Below are 21,143 nucleotides of genomic sequence, written 5' to 3'. Positions count from 1 at the left end.
GGGTTGCCAAAATGAAGCATCGCTATTTACCGATGACAGAGCAAGATAAACAAGAAATGCTACAAGTAATTGGTGTGGACTCTATTGATGAGTTATTCCAAGACATTCCTGAAAGTGTACGTTTCCAAGGTGAATATAAGATTAAGGAAGCAAAATCTGAAACAGCCCTTATGAAGGAACTTTCAGAATTAGCGAGTAAAAGTAAAAACTTAAAAGACAATGCATCATTCATTGGTGCAGGAGTTTATGATCATTACATTCCAGTCATCGTGGACCATGTGATTTCACGTTCTGAATTTTATACAGCCTATACTCCTTATCAACCTGAAATTTCACAAGGGGAGCTTCAAGCTATCTTTGAATTCCAGACCATGATTTGTGAAATAACGGGAATGGACGTTGCAAACTCGTCTATGTATGATGGCGGAACAGCCTTAGCTGAAGCAGCCACTCTTAGTGCGGGACAAACAAGAAACAAAAAAATATTAGTTTCGGGGGCAGTACACCCTGAATCTCGCGAGGTTCTAAAATCATATGCAACTGGACAGAGATTAGAGGTAGTTGAAATTCCAGCTGTAAATGGTGTGACAAACCTTGATGTGTTAAAAGAACAAATGGGTGAAGACGTTGCGGCTGTTGTTGTTCAATATCCAAACTTCTTCGGGCAAATTGAACCATTAAAGGAGATCGAAGCGATTGCCCATCAGCATAAGGGAATGTTTATCGTCTCGAGTAACCCGTTAGCTTTAGGTGTGTTAACACCTCCAGGTAAACTAGGTGCGGATATTGTTGTAGGAGATGCTCAACCATTTGGTATCGCAACTCAGTTTGGTGGTCCTCATTGTGGATACTTTGCTGTAACAACAAAACTACTGAGAAAAGTACCAGGACGTCTAGTTGGCCAAACAAAAGATGATCAAGGGAGAAGAGGTTTTGTTCTTACCCTTCAAGCTCGTGAACAGCATATTAGACGTGATAAAGCGACATCAAATATCTGTTCAAACCAAGCTCTTAATGCATTAGCAGCATCGGTTGCTATGACTGCTCTTGGGAAAAAGGGTATAAAGGAAATTGCAACTCAAAACATTCAAAAAGCACAATATGCCAAGAGAGCTTTTGAACAAGCAGGCTATGAGATCGTATACAGCGGACCGTTTTTCAATGAATTTGTCGTAAAATTACCACAAGCAGTAAAAAGCGTGAATTTACAGCTTGCTGAAAAAGGTTTTATTGGCGGCTATGATTTAAGTAGAGACGACGAATTGTTAGCTAACCATATGCTCGTTGCGGTTACAGAGCTTCGTACGAAGGACGAGATCGACCGATTTGTAAAGGAAGTGGGGGATTGTCATGCATAACGAAAACCAATCACTTATTTTTGAAATAACCAAGCCAGGTCGTGTTGGTTACAGTTTACCAGCCCTAGATGTAGAAGAAATTAATATTGAAGATGTCATTCCTGCTGATTACCTTCGTACAGAAGAAGCGGACTTGCCAGAGGTTTCAGAGCTAGATATTATGCGTCATTATACAGCACTATCAAATAGAAATCATGGTGTGGATTCAGGGTTTTACCCACTAGGATCTTGTACAATGAAATACAATCCAAAGATTAATGAAAACGTAGCAAGATTCCCAGGTTTTTCTCATGTTCATCCGCTACAAGAGGAAGAGACAGCACAAGGGGCTATGGAGCTATTGTTTGATTTACAAGAGCACTTGAAAGAAATTACAGGTATGGATGAGGTAACTTTACAGCCAGCTGCTGGTGCCCATGGTGAATGGACAGGATTAATGATGATCCGTGCATTCCACGAAGCTAATGGTGACTTCAACCGTACAAAGGTTATCGTTCCAGACAGTGCTCATGGTACCAATCCAGCTTCTGCAACAGTTGCAGGTTTAGAGACAATTACTGTAAAATCGGACGATAACGGTCTTGTCGATTTAGAAGATCTTAAACGCGTTGTTACTTCAGATGTTGCAGCATTAATGCTTACCAATCCAAACACGCTAGGACTGTTTGAAGAGCATATTTTAGAAATGGCTGAAATCATTCATGAAGCTGGTGGTAAGCTTTACTATGACGGCGCAAATCTAAATGCTGTTTTAAGCAAAGCAAGACCTGGAGATATGGGCTTTGATGTGGTTCATTTAAATCTTCACAAAACATTTACTGGCCCACATGGTGGGGGTGGACCTGGTTCTGGACCAGTTGGTGTAAAGAAGGATCTTATTCCTTACCTACCAAAGCCAGTCCTTGTTCAAACAGAAGAAGGCTATCGTTTTGATTACAATCGTCCGAAATCTATTGGCCGAGTGAAGCCGTATTACGGAAACTTTGGAATTAATGTTCGTGCGTATACGTATATTCGTTCTATGGGACCAGATGGACTAAAAGCGGTTACAGAGTATGCCGTTCTAAATGCAAATTACATGATGCGTCGCTTAGAGCCATTTTATGATCTACCTTACAAGCAGCATTGTAAGCATGAGTTTGTGTTATCAGGTAAAAGACAGAAAAAATTAGGTGTTCGTACACTTGATATCGCCAAGCGTCTACTCGATTTTGGTTATCACCCGCCAACCATTTACTTCCCACTAAATGTGGAAGAAGCCATTATGATTGAGCCAACTGAAACGGAATCCAAAGAAACGTTAGACGAATTTATTGACAAAATGATTCAAATTGCAAAAGAAGCAGAAGAAAACCCAGAGATTGTCCAAGAAGCTCCTCATTACACAGTAGTCGGACGTCTTGATGAAACAACAGCAGCAAGAAAACCAATTTTACGCTTCGAGAAGCAATAATACAAAAAAAGACCATATCCTAAATACTGGATGTGGTCTTTCCTTTTTCATGCTGGAGACTATGTATGGTAGGTAAAGATATGGAGAAAGTCGTAAAGTCATCATAAGAAGTACAATGAATAGTACCTTCGTGCTTCTCAATTATTTGCTGGCATACAAATAAACCAATTCCAGTACCTAGTTTTTTATTTGTTACAAATGGTTCAAAGATAGTCTGAAGCAAATCAGTTGGAATCCTTGGGCCATTATTTTGAATAGATACAATCACTTGGTCATCATGAGTTTGAGCATGAATGATAATCTTTCTATCACGATAAACCACCTTTAGCGCATCGATTGAATTCATTAATATGTTTAACATTACTTGCCTAAATTCATCGCGATATCCATATAGTTGGATAGTTGGATCTATATCTATTTCAACAAGTACATTTGCATCAGCAAAGATGGGATAAAGAAAGATCTCTATTTCCTTTTCGAGTTCTGCAAATGAAAACAGCTCCCTTTTTTTTCCGATTACTTCTTTTTTCGAGACCAAAAGAAATTGGGAGATTTGATAATTCAATTGCTCTAATTCATGTGAAATTACATCTAAATAGTTTAAGGTAGGATTCTCTCTTTGTAGAAGTTTAATAAAGCCGGTGATGGATGTAAGAGGATTCCTAAATTCATGAACAAAACTTGAGGCCATTTGTCCGAGCAAGGTAAGACGATCTTTATGGGTATGCTCTATGAAGGATTTCTTAGCTTCAATATCTTGATCTTTAATTCCTGTATATTTTTGAACGGCAAAATAAATAAACTGATCAAAACTATGATTAATTTTATTGATTGTAGGCTGAAGCTCTTCTATGGCAACTTGTGAATGATTCAAGTGTTTAAATATTTCACTACGTCCAATATTGACATTGTAAATAAAGTCGCCAATATTCACATTTGCTTGAATTCTTTCCGCCGCCACTTTATAGGCGAGGTTTTTTAATAAAGACATATCAGAATCATTGCGTAAAAAGTGTATCACTAGCTGAATCATCCTTTTTCCATTGTTGATTACTTCATCCTTATAAGGATCATCATTTGAAATAAGAACACTATTTGACCACTTACCTAAAAAATCTCCGTAACTATTCTCTAAATAATGACAAAGCTTTTCTTCGACTGTCAGCAATTTATTCACCGCCTATAAATGACGAAATATTCTACATTATTGTATTATACGACTTTATACTCAGGAATCCTTTATTTTTAAAAAAATAAACTCTGAAAAACAGAGTTTATTTTATTTACCCTTTTTAATTTTTCCACCCCAAAGCTTGTACCCGCCTTTTAGATGGTAAAGATCCTTGACGCCTTTTCTTCGTAATTGTGCTGCAGCTCGTCCACTACGAAGTCCGTTTTGACAATATAAATAAACAGGCTTATCCGAACGAATCTCTTGGTGACGCATTCTTAATTGTGATAAGGGAATGTTTCTAGCTCCAAGAATATGTCCACCTTCGAACTCATTTGGTTCTCGGACGTCTATTAGTTGTGCTTTTCTATACCCTTCACGAAATTGTTCCTCGGTGAGGGTTTTTAATATCTTTCTTTGATATAAGTAGGTGATGACTGAATACGAAATAATGGCTCCAAGTAGTATTAATAATGCTTCTAACAAGATAATCGACCCCTTTTTTCTCTTTTACTTCTCTATTATAGTAGGCGGTGACAAAAGTTTCAAAGTTTTCTTTGCATTTTAATTGGAGTTCCCTATTATTTTTGTTAGACTTGTATCTGCACATTGAGAAAAAGAGGGTTGGATATGAAACAAGAAAAATGGAATTATATTGATTCTGGGGATTGCTCTCCTGCTTATAATATGGCTTTGGATGAAGCATTGCTCGACTGGCATAGTAAAGGACTCATCCCCCCGACAATTCGGTTTTATGGGTGGAATCCTGCTACTCTATCTATTGGTTATTTTCAAAAGGTTGAAAAAGAAATTAATCTAGAAGTTGTTCATTCAAATGGATTAGGATTTGTCCGCAGACCCACTGGAGGTCGAGGTGTCCTTCATGATCAAGAGCTTACATATAGTGTGATTGTTACAGAGGATTACCCTGACATGCCTAAAACAGTTACAGAAGCTTACCGTGTTATTTCTGAGGGTATACTAGAAGGTTTTAAGCTACTGGGTTTGGATGCTTATTTTGCTGTTCCAAAAACAGAAGAAGAGCGTGAGAGTCTAAAAAATCCACGATCAGCTGTCTGTTTTGATGCGCCGTCCTGGTACGAGCTCGTCGTTGAAGGTCGAAAAGTAGCTGGAAGTGCACAAACAAGACAAAAGGGAGTTATCTTACAGCATGGCTCGATTTTACTAGATATAGATGAGGACTTGTTGTTTAGCCTGTTTACATACTCAAATGAACGGGTGAAAGAGCGGATGCAACGTAATTTTAAAAACAAAGCAGTTGCCATTAATGCACTTCGAAAGACACCTGTTACATTAGATGAAGCAAAAGAGGCTTTTCGTAAAGGGTTTGAGAAGGGACTACAAATAGAATTAGTTCCATATGTTTTATCAGACGAGGAAAAGCTACAGGTTGAGAAGATCGCCAAGGAAAAATATGAGAGCGATGAATGGAATTTTAAGAGATAAAACATCCGCAAGTTCATTGAGAACTTGCGGATTGTTTTACGAATTGGCTGTTTTTATCTAACTTAGTTAGATAGAGAAATTATGCAAGGTTGAAAAAACGCTGAAATTCGTCAAAAATTCACGATATATGTCGATTTCCTCATTCAATCTCTTTATAATGAGTTATTTTAGTTTTGACAAAACATTTATTTTTTGTATTAACCACAACATATAGTATTGTCGAAATTAAATAACCTACTACATATTGATTTTTTGGTTAATAATATGATAATGTAACAGTAGCAAAAATTCGAGTGCAATTAGAATCACATAGACAAATAGAGCTCGAATAATTGAAATATAGCGCGTTGGAAAGGGAGCTGTGAGAGTTGAGTGTTGTGCTTAAAAACAAAATGAGAATCGATGTAGAAAGGTTGAATGAGGATATTCGGGCCTTTAAGCAAGTACATCCGATTACAGCTGACATGAAAATCACACACAAGGGTGTTTCACGCTTAGTGATGTTGGATCGATATACATTTAAAGACACAGAAAAAATCACATTAAGTGAAGGCGACTTTGTCGTTTTGACAATTAAGGAAGATCCGAAATTTCCAGCAAGAGGTACAGGCTTCATTGTCAGTCTCGATTGGGAAACAAAGATAGCTCAAGTACTAGTGGACGAAGAATATCGAGGTGTGTTGGACAAGCCCGAAGAAATAGAAACGGGCATTGTGAAACGTTCATTAGATGTGATTGAGAAGCCCCTTGAAGTGTTTTATGAGCAGATTGCCAAGCGTAATGCTAAAGGCTTAGCTTCTGTTGAAAAGACTGAAGAAAAGCGAAAAGAGTGGTTTGAAAAGTTCTACCATGAACTAGTCAGTCTGAATTTTGTTCCTGCAGGTCGTGTCCTTTACGGTGCAGGTGCTGACACAGACGTGACGTACTTCAACTGCGTGCGCAATGTTGCCTAATACAAAGGAGCAGAGAAATCTCTCCTCAAAGTAGGCGGTCAATATCTTGAAACAGATATTGCCTAACTCTAAGAATGAATTGTTAGGTGAAATTCCTAACTGGTCTGAATACTGGCAGATCAAGCCTGAAGGTACGACAGGCGGAGTGAGTACAAACACTCCCGTCTGAAGCTCGTTAACTAGGCGAAAACCGATCCTGAGATGGTAGGGAAGTAGTCGTGGCGCTATAAAATGAATATGGTGAGAATGTTCCGCTAGGAACTGACGAACTTCCGAATGTACGGCTCGTAAAAGTGAGGGGATGGAATTCAACATCTTCGCCCGTTAAGCGGGTTTAGTCTTGGTCAAAGTATTGCAGTTTGCTTTGACGAAATATATCCATCTAGGTTATGTGTCTTGAATCCACCAGTAATGGATGAAAAGATGGCTAACGGGTCAAAGGAAGCACCTAAGTTCATATGTAAAGCTAATTCTTAGGGAACGTTGGAAGCCGACAAGAGAATATTAAGGGTATGTACACCCAAGGACTCTAAGCAGGAGGAAATAACTGCTGAATGTCGGTGGCGGTTAGCCCGTAGTAGTGATGAAGCAGATTAACATCTGTGGAGCGAAGGGGCATAGTCTACCAAATGAGTTGAAACCTAACTCCGATACAATGTAAATAAGTTAAGATAAGCCTGTTAAGGAAGCCGTTGAGCAAAAACTGACTAAAACCATACCACTATTGTGAAAGGCGGTGGTTCAAATGGTTCACACACTTAACTATCCGAACAGCGAGCGTGAATTTAGAAATATCCAAGATGAACTTTATAAAAGAACCAAAAAATGTATCGAAGAAGGAAACAAACCAACCTTCAAGGGATTGCTTGAAATAATACAATCCGAAACAGTAATTATAAGCGCCATACACAAGCTTAAAGCTAATAAGGGTAGCAATACCCCTGGAAGCGATGGAGAAAGCCTTAGAAGCGCATTCCTAGAGTTTGAAATGGACACCACCTTATCTAAGGTTAAAGACCAATTTTCAAATTATAAACCGGGTGAAGTTAGACGTAAATGGATACCAAAACCGGGGAGAAAGGAAAAGCGACCATTAGGAATTCCAAATATAGAGGATAGAATCATACAGGAATGTGTGAGATCAGTCATAGAACCTATCTTGGAAGCACAATTCTTCAAACACTCTTACGGTTTTAGACCAATGAGGGAAGCGAGTATGGCAATGGAAAGAATTTCTGATGTAACGCAGAAAACAAACTTTCACTGGATTATTGAAGGGGATATTAGTAAATTCTTTGACAACGTAAATCATACGATCCTTATTAAAAAGCTTTATTCAATGGGGATCAAAGATAGACGAGTTCTAATGATAATAAAGCAAATGCTCAAAGCAGGGATTATGAATGAAATAAAAGAAAACCGCTTAGGAACACCACAAGGTGGAATCATTTCTCCACTACTTGCAAATGTGTACCTAAACAGTTTTGATCATTGGTTATCCAATCAATGGGAAACGAAGAAAACTCGACATCAATACAGTCGTATTGACGTAAAGTATTCGAGTCTAAAGAAAACAAACTTAATCCCCTGCTTCTTAGTTAGATACGCTGACGATTGGGTCGTTGCAACGAATTCAAAAGAATGCGCAGAAAAACTAAGATGGAAAATCCAGAAATACTTGGATGAAAAGCTAAAGCTAAAATTATCAATGGAAAAAACGAAGATAACTAATATTCGAAAACGATACATTACATTTTTGGGATTCGATTATAAAAAGGTTAAAGGTAGAGGTAAACATGGTTGGATATCGACTAGTAGACCGAATTTGGAAAGACTTCATGTAAAAATGATGGAAATCAAAAGGGGTATTTATGAAATAAGGAAACGGGACACCTTAGAAAAAAAGGTGGGAGACATAATATTAATAAATTCCAAAATACGTGGAGTCCTTAACTACTACGATATAGCGACACGAGTGAGCGTTGAGACTAAGAAGTACTCAAGAAGATTAGGATTTGGAGCATGGAATTCATTAGCACCATCTGGAGCAAAATGGATAGCTGCAAATGAAGTGGATAATCTCAAAAGCGTACATGATAATTATACAACTGCAATCCCGACCATTGAATACGGTGAGAACAAGACCAAGATAGGATTAACAAACGTTAGCTTCACAAAATGGAGAAAACCGGAGTTGAAAAGGGTCAAGGAAACACCGTACAGTGAAGAAGGAAGAAGAATCTACTCAGTAAGAACCGGCAAAAAGTCGGCAAAACACAGGGCAGATGAGTTGAATAATACCGAGTATGCACGAAGGAACGCAATCGGATCATTAAAAGGGTCAAAGTTGAAATATAACTTTGAGTACATGATGAGCCGATGTTATGCCTTCAACAGAGATAAAGGGAAATGTCGAGTTTGTGGTGATTATTTACCACCTCACCAAACAAACACACATCACATAAACCCAAAACTACCACTGGAGCTAATAAACAGAGTAAACAACTTAGCGTCGATGCACATTAAATGTCACGAACTAATACACCGAAACCAAAACCTTGATAAACTTGGAAGCAAAACTAAACACAACGTTCAAAAATTCAGAGATAAGCTTAATCTAAATTCTTAAAAAGATGATATCTTAACTTAACTTACTGGTAGATGGGGCGCCGTGTGCGGTGAAAGTCGCACGCACGGTGCTAGCCGGGGGAAAAGGACGCCTTACACATAATGGTGAAGGAATGTTCTTACCTATCGGAACTATGTAATGCCATTTGTAAAAGACTCACGAGAAGGTATTTCAGAACACCGTAAACAAGTCATGGAGATTATGAGCCGTGGTGGAGGAGTCGGAACAAATGGTTCAACACTCCGACCTCGTAATACACTTGCAAGAGGTGTAAACGGTAAATCCTCTGGTTCTGTGTCTTGGTTAGATGATATTGCTAAGCTTACGCATCTTGTTGAACAAGGTGGTTCCCGTTAAAAACATGGCGGGATTAAAATCTCGTGAATTGCTGGAACACCCTTAGAGCTTTCTTCACCACAACGTGACTGGCAACGGTGAGCGTGAAGGTTTGATAAGAAGAGAGATTGGGCAATCAGCAGCGAAGCATCTTTGGAAACAAAGATGAACGTTCAACGACTATTGAAACTTCCTGAATAGCCCTAAATTGAACTATATCGAACAAGGAGTGTTCAAGATGGGAAAAAAAGGAAGAAGTAAATCATAACCAACGGCAACGTGGTTATGAGGCGCGAGACAAAGAAGAAAAAAACAAATAAATACAAATTTTCTTCTTTGATGATAGAGTCTGCTCTTACATGAAAGTGTAAGAGGTAGGCAGAAATGACCTACCCCACTCATTTGAGTGAGTAACAAAAAGCGTGGAGCACAAATGATAATGTTAGCGGATTAAAATTAGTAGTCCGCGTTGTTCAGAAAATGAATAACTAGTAAATCGGGTGAATTGCGGGGAACTCCTTAGAGTCAATCATGCTACAACGTGACTGGAAACGGTGGGCGTGAATGCTTAAAAAATGATTGAATTGGAAAATCCGCAGCCAAGCATCTTATTAGGTGAAGGTTCAACGACTATCCAAAGCTACGATGTAGTGAGTAGAGTAGGGATACTTAGGTATTTCGAAGCGCCCGACCCCTAACAGTAAAAGCTGAGGGTGATGATATAGTCTAGTCCGTCTGCATAGTGCAGAGTTAAAGTATCCTGAAAGGGACGGTTTAAACGTGGCATCCTGACATCATTGATTTCATTATTTCCAAAATGCAAAATCCTAGAATTCTACGTTTTCTCATCGAAAACATAAATGATGAACAAATCAAAAAATCTGCCTGGGACAAATTGAAATACACTCCATTAACTGAACAAGAGCAGAACATGTACCAAGGAATTACTAATTATAAACACATTCCTGGTTACGGTGGGTTTAGTGAGAAAATTATTAAAGATGCAGAAGAAAAACTTCGCATAGGTGGTACTTACACCGTCCATAATTCAGAGTTTCTAACAGGAGCAAACATCTCAGTCTGCTTAACGAAGGACTTTATGAAAGCAGTCGAGGATGACGCTGAGTATGAGCTTCGTTTCCCTGATGTAGAAAGCTACGATAAAGAGGAAATGAAAATTTACAATGAAACATGGTATGAAGTTGGAGATGTACGAGAGTGGGAAAAGATGGGGCACAAGGTTCGTGTCTATCGCCGAATCAAAGCAAAAGATCTCTGGAATTTAATAAATATTTGTGCAACTTATGCAGCAGAACCAGGAATATTCTTTATCGATAACGCAAACGACATGACAAATGCGAAAGCATATGGACAAAGGGTTGTTGCGACGAATCCGTGTGGTAGAGTAGCTTAGTTTGCCTCACGTAAAAAATTGCGGAATAAAGCGGGAACCCTGAGATGGGAATCCGAACCGAAGGCTAAAGGTAAAGCTTTAGTCAGGGGCAACGCATAGATTCTGATCCTGCATTTGCAGACTATAATGAATCCACGAGGCCGCAACATTACAAACGTAGTAATCCTATATAGGTAATCCAATTTATGGTAAAGTGGTATTGAGGTGAAACTAATGGTTATGCAGGTTTTTATAAAGAGCACTATTTAAGAAGCTCCTACGAATATGCATACGCATGGTATCTTCAATTCCATTCCATACCATAGAGTTATGAGGACGAAACCTATGACACTAGGATATAAACTTTATAAACCAGATTTCTTTTTCTACGATCAAAACGGAAAGCTTGAAAAGATAGTTGAAATAAAGTCCAGAAATATTGATTCCAAAAAGACTGCAATTAAGGCGTTGCATGCGATTTGAAAAATTACACAAGATCAAATGGGAGCTTATCTCTTATGAAGAATTACTAGAGTTATATAAAACCTTGCCGTTCTCTTTAACTTCAATTATTTCAGAATGGATAGCATCAGAAAAAACAACCATTCATAAAGCAACCTTTGGTGAATTTAATGGGCATTACAACATGAAGCATAATGAAATCACCAAAAAGAAAATCGGAGAGCATACAAAGAAATTATGGCCATCTGATAGCCCAGCAAAGCAAAGAATGCTTGAAGGTTTAAAAAAGAGCGGAATGAAAAAGGGATACATTAAAACTCTAAGAGAGAAAAGACAATGTGCTTGAATGTGAAGAAGAATTTTTACATTAATCATCTCATCACAAAAATTTTGTAGTCAAACATGTGGAGGAAAGGCTGCCATCAGAAATGCAACCAATTCTTATGTTGAAAAGAGAAACAAAATCCACAATAACATCAAAGACTACATTATCCGATGGTCGATTAATCATAAAGAAATTATAGCTGGGACGCCTTTAAATAAAATTAAAACAACTATTGGTCCACTTATAGATGATATACAGGACCGATTTGGAGTCAAGGACTTTAGAGTAATATCGAAATCCGTATTTGGTGAAGATCGTGGAAGAAAAGAATTAATCAAATTTATGAAGAATGTTAGTAATGAAAAGATATGCTGAACTTACAGGAAAATGAACTGTAAGAAGTAGAGGATAAAAAGCCTTTACGATAACAAAAATGGAACAACCTCTCGCACCATTTTCCGTATGTAACCTTGCTGCGGTTAACCTAGCGGAAATGGTAGATAAAGAAACAAAAACAGTAAACTTTGAAAAGCTAAAGCAAACAGTAGAAGTTGGCGTTCGTCTGCAAGATAACGTAATTGACGCGACACCTTATTTCTTAGAAGCTAATAAGGTACAAGCATTAGGGGAGCGTCGAGTTGGCTTAGGCGTAATGGGACTTCATGACCTATTGATCTATTGTGAATCAGAGTATGGTTCAGAAGAAGGCAATAAACTGGTAGAAGAGGTATTTGAAACCATTGCCACAACAGCTTACCGTGCTTCCATCGAGCTTGCAAAAGAAAAAGACAGCTTCCCATTCCTTCAAGCAGAATCAGAAGGTGCAACTGCTCGACTTCGACAAGCATTTATTGAAACAGGATTTATGCGAAAAATGCCTGAAGATATTAGAGAAAGCATTAAAAAATATGGCATTAGAAATTCACACTTACTGACTGTTGCTCCTACGGGAAGCACTGGGACAATGGTTGGCGTAAGTACCGGGTTAGAACCATACTTTTCCTTCTCTTACTTCCGCAGTGGACGTCTAGGAAAGTTCATCGAAGTTAAAGCTGAAATCGTTCAGGAGTTCTTGGACAACCATCCAAAAGCAGATCCAAACAAACTTCCACATTGGTTTATTTCTGCTATGGAATTAACGACAGAGGCACATGCTGACGTCCAATGTATCATTCAACGTTGGATTGATAGCTCAATAAGCAAAACCGTTAATGCACCAAAAGGATATACAGTTCAACAAGTAGAAAAAGTCTATGAGCGATTGTATCTAGGTGGTGCAAAGGGTGGAACTGTTTATGTAGACGGTAGCCGTGATGCACAAGTATTAACACTAAAGGCAGAAGAAAATTCATTTGACGAAGAGCAGCAGGAGTTATTCCCAAATGAAGAAAAGAAAAGAACTATAGTACTTGTTGATACGATTCAAGAACTGAGATCAACGACTGTCAATTTCGGCTCAGAAGTGGGAGATACATGCCCAGTTTGCCGTCAAGGAACGGTTCAAGAAATTGGTGGATGTAATTCTTGTACAGATTGTGGTGCACAATTAAAGTGTGGACTTTAAAACAATAAACAAATAAAGGGATGGAACCCATGAATTGGTTCCATCCCTTTTTTATTTTTAGCTCATACTAAGGTCAAATGTGAAATAATGAGGTGAAGGTATGAAAGCATTTGTTCCACAGCTCGTTTATTTTGAACCAAAGGCACTTGACTACCAACTTGGGAAAGAGCTATATGAAAAGTTTCAAAAAATGGGGCTTGAAATAAGGGAAACTACTTCTCATAACCAAGTAAGAGGAATTCCTGGAGATAATGATTTACAACAATATCGAAATGCAAAATCAACTCTAGTAGTTGGAATAAGAAAAACATTAAAGTTCGAAACGTCCAAGCCTTCCGCGGAATATGCTATACCGTTAGCAACAGGTTGTATGGGTCATTGTCATTACTGTTACCTTCAAACGACCCTCGGAAGTAAGCCATACATCCGAACCTATGTGAACTTAGATGATATTTTTGGTCAAGCCCAAAAATATATGGATGAACGAGCTCCCGAGATTACCCGTTTTGAAGCGGCTTGTACGTCTGACATTGTAGGAATTGACCATTTAACACACTCTTTGAAACAAACCATTGAATTTATGGGGCAAACCGAGTTCGGTCAGCTTCGCTTTGTGACTAAGTATCAGCATGTAGATCACCTCTTAGATGCCAAGCATAATGGAAGAACAAGATTTCGTTTTAGCGTAAATTCACGTTATGTGATTAAAAACTTTGAACCAGGGACATCTTCCTTTGATGAGAGAATTGAAGCTGCGAGAAAGGTAGCAGGTGCAGACTATCCTCTTGGGTTCATTGTTGCTCCGATTTATATGCATGAAGATTGGAAGGAAGGCTATTTAGAGCTTTTCCAACGTCTATCTGATTCGCTAAAAGGGATAAATTTAGACAATTTAACCTTTGAACTCATTCAGCATCGTTTTACAAAGCCTGCTAAGAATGTCATTGAGAAGCGATACCCAAAATCGAAGCTAGAAATGGATGAAACAAAGCGGAAATATAAGTGGGGTCGTTATGGGATTGGAAAATATGTCTATCAGACAGAAGATGCAGATGATATAGAAACCACCCTCCGTCGGTACATTCACGAATTTTTCCCAACAGCAGTCGTACAATATTTCACATAGGCAAAGGGTTGTCTCACTATATAATCTGTTGTAAGATGGTAAAAGACTACTAGTCCGGATTATGATTTGAAGTGAGGTCGATCGATTTGCCAACGCCCAGTATGGAAGACTATATTGAACAAATATATATGTTAATTGAGGATAAAGGGTATGCAAGAGTATCCGATATAGCCGAAGCGTTAGCTGTTCATCCTTCCTCTGTTACCAAAATGGTGCAAAAGCTAGATAAGGATCAATACTTAATCTATGAAAAATATCGAGGGTTAATCTTGACAACAAAGGGTAAAAAAATTGGAAAGCGACTTGTCTATCGTCATGAGTTGTTAGAACAATTTATGCGCTTAATTGGTGTAGATGAGGATAAGATTTACAATGATGTTGAAGGAATTGAACATCATTTGAGCTGGAATGCCATAGATCGAATTGGTGATCTCGTTCAATTCTTTGAAGAAGAAAAGAGCAGGATTGAACAGCTAAGAACCATCCAAAAACGCAACGAAGAAAGTCAAGAAAATTAGACTGATGACTTAGGCATGTGACCTAAGTCTTTTTAAATTGCATTAAATTGGTACTAAAATTATAAAATCCCGATTACTATGTAACAAATACCTGACAAGGTAGAGGTGAGGATTTGGATATTGACGGGGTTTTCTCAGGCGGTGGAATCAAGGGGTACGCCTTAATTGGAGCTATTCAGGCCGTAGAAAAGAAAGGCTATTCGTTTAAAAGAGTCGCAGGCACAAGTGCAGGGTCCATAATAGCTGCATTTGTAGCTGCGGGCTATACAGGTGAAGAAATGGCAGAAATAATGGAAGAGATCAATTTAGAGAAGTTTCTAGATGCACGAAGAACTTTTTTACCATCCTCAGTGGCAAAATGGGTCTTGTTATATTGGAGATTAGGCTTATATAAAGGACAATTGCTAGAAAACTGGCTAGAAGAGAAACTTGCAGCTAAAGGAATTCGTGTGTTTGGTGATCTCCCAAAAGAAGGATTGCGAGTCGTTGCCTCTGATCTTACAAATTCTAAGATGACTGTCATCCCAGACGATTTAACTCAATATGGATATAATCCCGCTGAATTCTCTGTAGCTAAAGCGGTAAGAATGAGTGCAGGGTTACCGTATTTTTTTGAACCCGTGAAGCTTGAGCAAGCTAAATCAATGCCGATCTTTGTGGATGGTGGAGTATTAAGTAATTTTCCATTATGGTTATTTGATCAAACCAGACAAGAGAAAAAGAGACCTCTCTTGGGAATTCAATTAAGCCCTAAAATTGCAAATAGACCACCTAATGAAATTAAGGATGCAATTGGATTATTCAAAGCACTTTTTGAAACCATGATGGATTCACACGATTTACGTTATATTTCTAGAAGTGTCGAAAAAAATATAATCTTCATACCAGTTGAGAATGTTTTGACGAGGGAATTTAATATCAACCAGGAGCAGAAAGCAGAAATGATTCAAATCGGTTATTTGAAGGCAGAAATATTTTTGAAAAACTGGTCTTATTAGCAGGAGCTAAACGGATGCAACTTCGTGAGGAAAAAAAGATTGCATTTAAACGGCAGGGAATTTAATTAGTAGAAAACTCGTCTTTTACGACGAGTTTTTTGATATCCTATTTTTTTCATGCGTTTATCTTTTTCCCGGATGAATTTCTTACTCCTTAATTTTCAATCCCAGCATTGTAGCAAAACCGAGTGCTTGCTCTGGAGAAACAACACACCCATCTAAATCCTCCAACGAAAGGCTAAGTTTTTGAAAGGTGGAGCTACTCATATCGATTCCATTAAGGGGAGTTCGAGTGAAATTCACTTCATTTAAGTCACATTGATGGAACTTTACTTTCTTTAAATTGCACTCATAGAAATCAGCATTACTCAGTGAACAATTTTTGAATTCTACCTGTTTTAAACTACCATAACCAAAAGCACTTAAATTTAAGTTGCAATTTTCAAATAGGACATTTCCTAAGTTGGCTTCGGAAAGATTGATCCCAAGTACTTTTGATTCTTTAAATTCAACTCTGTGAATGATCCCACCCATAAAATCTGCATTTGATAAATCACATTCTTCAAATACAACATCTGTTAGTTCAATTTTTTTAAATGTTACATCTATGAATGTTACATTTTTAAAAACAACTTGTGAGAATTCTATCCTATCCATTGGCTCTCGATCAATAGAACAGTTGGCTATTATACAGTTAGTAAGGTAGGGTTCATCATTATGATATATATCTTGAAAGTTTGCTTGAGTTAATTGGTGTGGGATTTTTGGTTGTTCTATTTTGATTTTACTTAACATCTATATCACCTTTACTCCTATTATTTTCTCTTTAACAAAGGTAACACAAAAGTAGTAGGTACCGTCAAATTTTCATGAATAGTTCTTCCATTTGCAAGTATGCTTTATGCTATATAAACAAGGAAATGACGTATGCCAATTCATACGTCATTTCTAAATAGTATTTGATTTCTTTACACATAAGAGAAGTCTAATCTAGAGCATTCTAGGTATTTACCTTAAGCTATTTCAAAATAAGCCTTAATGCAACGCTCGGTTTTTCTTTTTACTGTTTTTCTTTCCTTCTATTAATGTCAGATGGGCATTGCTTTTGCGCTTCATACTTACTGGAGATGCAGGTTTCTTAACCATGGATGAAAATTTCTGTTGCTTATATCTCTTCTTAGATTGAACAACAGCCTTTTTGTATCTAGAATAATCTTTCCACATACCTGAACCGTTTCTTCTTTGGAAAAAACGAAATAGAAAATAAAAGATAACAGCGAATAAGGCCACAATACCAATCATCCGTAATAATTGCATGGGATTCGTATTAAATAAACCAATGGCGGCTAAGCCAACCACAACAATTAATATGAATTGACGTGTTTGGAATTTCACATTCAGAACCTCCTAAAACGAAAAGCAAAGGATTATTACTTACAATATGTTATAAAAATGAGATGTTGTCATCTTATTATACAATTTTTGCTGAGCTTTCTTCGTCATCCTCTAAACGAAGTAATTCATTAAAGGATGCTATAGCAACCTCGACTTGATCATCTGTTGGCACTTTAGTTGTCAGCAATTGGAGCCACAAACCCGGGTATCCTAAATAACGCAGTACAGGAACATCGCGAAGCTTGTTTGTTAACTGAAGGACTTCAAATGAAATGCCAAGTACTACTGGGATAAGAGCAATTCGGTTTAATACTCGAACATACAATGGTTCTGTAGGAACAAGCATATAGACAAATACTCCTACAATAACAGTGAATAGTATAAAGCTACTGCCACAGCGGAAATGAAGTCTAGACTGTGCTTGTACATTCTCAACCGTTAGTTCTTTCCCTCGTTCAAAGGCATTAATGACCATATGTTCTGCACCATGATATTGAAATACCCGTCTGATTAAAGGGGTAAACGAAATGGCATATATGTATACCAATAAAAGAATGAGTTTAAAAACTCCTTCAATGAGCACTTGAGAGAAATCAGATTGAAATACTGGCCTTACTAGTTCAGCTAAAAAAACTGGAATTAACGTAAAGACAAACTTACCAAAGAAAAAAGAAATAATTCCAATGGCTGCTACTCCTAAGATCATTGTGAGCTTTGATTCTTTTTTCTCAGTTAATGTGTGATCTTCCGTTGGATCTACTTCAAAACGATCTGTAGAAAAATTCAAGTGCTTCGTACCATTTGCACTCGCCTCTAAAATGGCAACAATGCCTCGAAGAAAAGGAATCTTTTTCAAGCTTTGTATAAAGGGGTTCGTCTTTCTTTTTAATCGAAAATATTCAATGGATGAATCTTTTCGACGGATAGCTGTTACATAATTATGCTTGCCTCCAAACATAACCCCTTCAACTACTGCTTGCCCACCATAAATGGGCTTTTTTATTTCTGACATGCTTCCACCAACCTATTTTTTGTCTTGAATCACTTATAAAGCTTATTTTACTCGAAAATCAGTAAAAGCTCTAGGCTGATGTTTGTGTCAAAAACAACTTTCACTATTATAGACGAAATTTTGAGAGCTTAGACATGTTACGGTAATTACTCCTTAATAAAAATGTAGGTTATGGAAATAATAAAAATAGGAGGTGGACAATAGTGAAAGAGGATAAGAAACTCGAACAAAATCAAACTGAACAACCATTGTCACCTGCAGCTAGAACAGCCATAACTGGTCTTTTTGGAGGCATTTTTTGGGGATCACTTGGTTATTTATGCTATGTTTTTAGCTTTTCCAAGATTCCTCCAAATGTTTTGTTAGATCCAGTGGCTATCGGAGATTGGAAAGAAGGTACTCTTAGTCAATTTATCTCTGTTCTTATTTTAGGATTAATTTCCATTTTAGTCGCGTTTGCCTATTTTGCTATTTTAAGAAAGTTTGATAAATTATGGGTAGGACTGCTATTCGGACTCGTTTTATGGGGAACTGTGTTTTTTGTCTTAAATCCTATATTTTCAGGCATCCCCCCTTTTAAAGAGCTAGATCTTAACACAATTGTGACGACTGTCTGTTTATTTATCTTGTACGGTGTGTTTATAGGCTATTCGATTTCTTTTGAGGTAGTAGAACTCAATATTCAACGTGAACCAAACTATTCAAAAGAATAGTCATTGTGATAGAATGTTCTATGAACATTCTTTTTTATTGATTTTTTTCCTATAATACATGCAAGGGGTTTGCCCATTATGAAACGCATTCTCTTATTGAATGGTCCAAATTTAAATCGTCTAGGCTTACGTGAACCGGATGTTTACGGTAGTGTAACACTCGCAGAGCTTGAAGAAAATCTTACTAAATTAGCGAATACTAGTCAGTTAGAGTTAGTTTGTATTCAATCAAACCATGAAGGTGAGCTAATTGATGAAATACACCGTGCAGAATCGGATGTAGTTGGTATTATTTTTAATCCGGGAGCATTTACTCATTATAGCTATGCGATCCGTGATGCGATTGCCAGTATCTCAAAACCTGTTATTGAAGTACATATTTCAAATATTCATGCAAGAGAAGAGTTTCGTCACCAGTCTGTTATAGCACCAGTTACTGCAGGACAAATTGTGGGATTTGGACTATTTGGTTATCAGTTAGCATTATATGCGTTGATAGAGAAATTGGGGGAGGATAAAAAAAATGAACAAAATTGAAAATCTTCGTAACCGTTTTCAAGAGCAAAATATTGATGGAGTGTTAATTACAAGTGTTTACAATCGCCGCTATATGACGGGGTTTACTGGTTCATCAGGAGTAGCGATTATCTCTTTGAATCAGGCTGTGTTTATTACAGATTTCAGGTATGTAGAGCAAGCCAATAGCCAATTAGAGGGCTTTGAAGTGGTGCAGCATAAAGCCTCTTTATTAGAGGAAATTGCAACTCAGGTGGATCGACTTGGTATTAAAAATCTAGGGTTTGAAGAGGATCATGTTTCCTTTAGCTCTTTTAGAGCCTATAAAGAAGGAATTAGTGCTAGCCTTGTGCCATTGTCTGGTGTCATTGAAAAGATACGCTTGATAAAGACAGATGCTGAGATTAAGATATTAAAGGAAGCAACAGAGATTGCGGACGCAGCATTTCAACATATTTTAACGTATATCCGTGCTGGAAAAACAGAAATAGATGTTTCAAACGAGCTAGAATTCTTCATGCGCAAACAGGGAGCTCTTTCTTCGTCCTTTGATATAATTGTCGCTTCTGGCTTCCGATCAGCTTTACCACATGGCGTTGCAACGGACAAAATCATTGAAACTGGGGATTTTGTGACACTTGATTTCGGGGCATATTATAAAGGATATTGCTCAGACATCACAAGAACGATCGCAATCGGTCAACCAAGTGATGAGTTAAAAAACATTTATGACGTTGTTTTAGAATCTCAATTAAGAGGGATGGCTGGAATTAAACCAGGAATCACTGGAAAAGAAGCAGATGCCTTAACAAGAGATTATATCACTGAAAAAGGGTATGGAGAATATTTCGGGCATTCGACAGGACACGGGATCGGTTTAGAGGTTCACGAAGGGCCATCTCTATCTGTGAAATCAGACATGATCCTAAAACCAGGTATGGTGGTTACGGTTGAGCCTGGAATTTATGTTGCAGGTTTAGGTGGAGTTAGAATTGAAGATGATACAGTTGTGACAACAGATGGCAACCAATCACTTTCACATTCTACAAAGGAATTAATTATTTTATAAATAAACATTTGATATTTATGTAGGAGGATTTTTTCAATGATTTCTGTAAATGATTTTCGAACGGGTTTAACGATTGAAGTAGACGGAGGTATTTGGCGTGTTCTTGACTTTCAACACGTTAAACCGGGTAAAGGGGCTGCGTTTGTTCGGTCCAAGCTTCGTAACCTTCGTACGGGAGCTATCCAAGAAAAAACCTTCCGTGGTGGAGAGAAAGTAGCAAAAGCACAAATCGAAAACCGTACGATGCAATATTTGTATGCGACTGGTGATCTACATGTATTTATGGATACAAACTCATATGAACAAACAGAGCTTCCTTCAAGCGCAATTGAATATGAATTAAAGTTTTTACAAGAAAATATGAAAGTAGCAATTCAAACGTATAACACTGAAACAATTGGTGTCGAACTTCCAAACACGGTTGAACTTAAAGTTGCAGAAACAGAACCTGGTATTAAAGGCGATACATCTTCTGGTGGGACAAAATCAGCGATACTTGAAACGGGATTATCTGTACAAGTACCTTTCTTCATCAATCAAGGGGATTTACTAATCATTAACACGGTAGACGGTAAATACGTTTCACGTGCATAATAATTAAACCAAAAGAGGCATTGATCTAGTAATAGGTCGTGCCTTTTTTTGTTACAACATACAAACATTTTGATACTTATAATTTATATTT

The 21,143-nt window shown here is 37.6% G+C and carries 19 protein-coding genes and 4 pseudogenes; 18 read left to right on the top strand and 5 right to left on the bottom strand.

Annotated elements, in window-relative coordinates:
- The first annotated feature begins 11 nt into the window (after window positions 1-11).
- Together gcvPA and gcvPB are read left to right on the top strand one after the other, a co-directional pair.
- Window positions 12-1,358: an aminomethyl-transferring glycine dehydrogenase subunit GcvPA gene (gene gcvPA, locus ACOI1C_RS13915; protein WP_422511103.1), complete on the top strand. Its 1,347-nt coding sequence runs from the start codon at window positions 12-14 to the stop codon at window positions 1,356-1,358.
- Window positions 1,351-2,811, top strand: coding sequence for an aminomethyl-transferring glycine dehydrogenase subunit GcvPB (gene gcvPB / locus ACOI1C_RS13910; RefSeq protein WP_422511102.1), 1,461 nt, complete (start codon window positions 1,351-1,353; stop codon window positions 2,809-2,811). The genes gcvPA and gcvPB overlap by 8 nt, the downstream gene beginning before the upstream one ends.
- 19 nt (window positions 2,812-2,830) lie before the next feature.
- Here gcvPB and ACOI1C_RS13905 read toward each other — a convergent pair whose 3' ends face one another.
- Window positions 2,831-3,976 carry a histidine kinase N-terminal domain-containing protein gene (locus ACOI1C_RS13905; RefSeq protein WP_422511171.1) on the bottom strand — a complete coding sequence of 382 codons (1,146 nt, stop codon included), beginning with the start codon at window positions 3,974-3,976 and terminating at the stop codon, window positions 2,831-2,833.
- Window positions 3,977-4,090: 114 nt separating this feature from the next.
- A complete protein-coding gene (locus ACOI1C_RS13900) occupies window positions 4,091-4,468 on the bottom strand; it encodes a rhodanese-like domain-containing protein (protein ID WP_422511101.1) in 378 nt (125 codons plus the stop codon).
- A 144-nt stretch (window positions 4,469-4,612) separates the two neighbouring features.
- Between ACOI1C_RS13900 and ACOI1C_RS13895 the strand changes: the two genes are divergently transcribed.
- From ACOI1C_RS13895 to ACOI1C_RS13840, 12 genes and pseudogenes are all read left to right on the top strand, one after another.
- Entirely contained in the window at window positions 4,613-5,449 is an 837-nt protein-coding gene (locus tag ACOI1C_RS13895) for a lipoate--protein ligase family protein (protein WP_422511100.1), read from the top strand.
- 368 nt (window positions 5,450-5,817) lie between these two features.
- Window positions 5,818-6,384 (top strand): annotated as a pseudogene (locus ACOI1C_RS13890) (ribonucleotide reductase N-terminal alpha domain-containing protein); the annotation flags it as partial.
- 64 nt (window positions 6,385-6,448) lie between these two features.
- Window positions 6,449-6,571 carry a hypothetical protein gene (locus tag ACOI1C_RS13885; RefSeq protein ID WP_422511099.1) on the top strand — a complete coding sequence of 41 codons (123 nt, stop codon included), beginning with the start codon at window positions 6,449-6,451 and terminating at the stop codon, window positions 6,569-6,571.
- A gap of 576 nt (window positions 6,572-7,147) precedes the next feature.
- On the top strand, window positions 7,148-9,031 hold the full coding sequence (gene ltrA / locus ACOI1C_RS13880; RefSeq protein WP_422511098.1) for a group II intron reverse transcriptase/maturase: 1,884 nt from the start codon (window positions 7,148-7,150) through the stop codon (window positions 9,029-9,031).
- A 117-nt stretch (window positions 9,032-9,148) separates the two neighbouring features.
- Window positions 9,149-9,385: pseudogene (locus ACOI1C_RS13875) on the top strand (ribonucleotide reductase); the annotation flags it as partial.
- A gap of 763 nt (window positions 9,386-10,148) precedes the next feature.
- Window positions 10,149-10,769 (top strand): annotated as a pseudogene (locus ACOI1C_RS13870) (ribonucleotide-diphosphate reductase subunit alpha); the annotation flags it as partial.
- A 336-nt stretch (window positions 10,770-11,105) separates the two neighbouring features.
- Complete coding sequence (locus ACOI1C_RS13865; RefSeq protein ID WP_422511097.1) at window positions 11,106-11,243, top strand: hypothetical protein; 138 nt, start codon at window positions 11,106-11,108, stop codon at window positions 11,241-11,243.
- The gene (locus tag ACOI1C_RS13860; RefSeq protein ID WP_422511096.1) at window positions 11,233-11,568 is read left to right on the top strand and encodes a hypothetical protein; all 336 of its coding nucleotides are present in this window, start codon (window positions 11,233-11,235) and stop codon (window positions 11,566-11,568) included. The genes ACOI1C_RS13865 and ACOI1C_RS13860 overlap by 11 nt, the downstream gene beginning before the upstream one ends.
- A gap of 415 nt (window positions 11,569-11,983) precedes the next feature.
- Window positions 11,984-13,111 (top strand): annotated as a pseudogene (locus ACOI1C_RS13855) (ribonucleoside-diphosphate reductase); the annotation flags it as partial.
- A gap of 100 nt (window positions 13,112-13,211) precedes the next feature.
- Window positions 13,212-14,237 (top strand): spore photoproduct lyase, encoded by a 1,026-nt coding sequence (gene splB / locus ACOI1C_RS13850; protein WP_422511095.1) that lies wholly within the window; start codon window positions 13,212-13,214, stop codon window positions 14,235-14,237.
- A gap of 86 nt (window positions 14,238-14,323) precedes the next feature.
- On the top strand, window positions 14,324-14,755 hold the full coding sequence (gene mntR, locus ACOI1C_RS13845; protein ID WP_422511094.1) for a transcriptional regulator MntR: 432 nt from the start codon (window positions 14,324-14,326) through the stop codon (window positions 14,753-14,755).
- A gap of 113 nt (window positions 14,756-14,868) precedes the next feature.
- Window positions 14,869-15,753 (top strand): patatin-like phospholipase family protein, encoded by an 885-nt coding sequence (locus ACOI1C_RS13840; protein WP_422511093.1) that lies wholly within the window; start codon window positions 14,869-14,871, stop codon window positions 15,751-15,753.
- 147 nt (window positions 15,754-15,900) lie between these two features.
- Here the strand turns inward: ACOI1C_RS13840 and ACOI1C_RS13835 are convergent, their stop codons facing one another.
- The 3 genes from ACOI1C_RS13835 to ACOI1C_RS13825 form a co-directional block, all read right to left on the bottom strand.
- A complete protein-coding gene (locus tag ACOI1C_RS13835) occupies window positions 15,901-16,548 on the bottom strand; it encodes a pentapeptide repeat-containing protein (RefSeq protein WP_422511092.1) in 648 nt (215 codons plus the stop codon).
- A gap of 240 nt (window positions 16,549-16,788) precedes the next feature.
- Complete coding sequence (locus ACOI1C_RS13830) at window positions 16,789-17,148, bottom strand: SA1362 family protein (RefSeq protein ID WP_422511091.1); 360 nt, start codon at window positions 17,146-17,148, stop codon at window positions 16,789-16,791.
- A gap of 76 nt (window positions 17,149-17,224) precedes the next feature.
- The gene (locus ACOI1C_RS13825) at window positions 17,225-18,160 is read right to left on the bottom strand and encodes a DUF1385 domain-containing protein (protein ID WP_422511090.1); all 936 of its coding nucleotides are present in this window, start codon (window positions 18,158-18,160) and stop codon (window positions 17,225-17,227) included.
- A 203-nt stretch (window positions 18,161-18,363) separates the two neighbouring features.
- Between ACOI1C_RS13825 and ACOI1C_RS13820 the strand changes: the two genes are divergently transcribed.
- The 4 genes from ACOI1C_RS13820 (at window position 18,364) to efp (ending at window position 21,052) form a co-directional block, all read left to right on the top strand.
- Window positions 18,364-18,873 (top strand): YqhR family membrane protein, encoded by a 510-nt coding sequence (locus ACOI1C_RS13820; RefSeq protein WP_422511089.1) that lies wholly within the window; start codon window positions 18,364-18,366, stop codon window positions 18,871-18,873.
- A gap of 78 nt (window positions 18,874-18,951) precedes the next feature.
- Entirely contained in the window at window positions 18,952-19,410 is a 459-nt protein-coding gene (aroQ, locus tag ACOI1C_RS13815; RefSeq protein WP_422511088.1) for a type II 3-dehydroquinate dehydratase, read from the top strand.
- Window positions 19,397-20,458: a M24 family metallopeptidase gene (locus tag ACOI1C_RS13810; RefSeq protein ID WP_422511087.1), complete on the top strand. Its 1,062-nt coding sequence runs from the start codon at window positions 19,397-19,399 to the stop codon at window positions 20,456-20,458. The genes aroQ and ACOI1C_RS13810 overlap by 14 nt, the downstream gene beginning before the upstream one ends.
- A gap of 36 nt (window positions 20,459-20,494) precedes the next feature.
- Window positions 20,495-21,052 carry an elongation factor P gene (gene efp / locus ACOI1C_RS13805; protein WP_422511086.1) on the top strand — a complete coding sequence of 186 codons (558 nt, stop codon included), beginning with the start codon at window positions 20,495-20,497 and terminating at the stop codon, window positions 21,050-21,052.
- The last annotated feature ends 91 nt before the right edge of the window (window positions 21,053-21,143 follow it).

Origin of the sequence: Bacillus sp. DJP31, assembly GCF_049310945.1 — a bacterium.
Taxonomy (GTDB): domain Bacteria; phylum Bacillota; class Bacilli; order Bacillales; family SA4; genus Bacillus_BS.
Note: the sequence above shows the minus strand (reverse complement) of the source record. Positions and strands in the feature narration are given on the sequence as shown.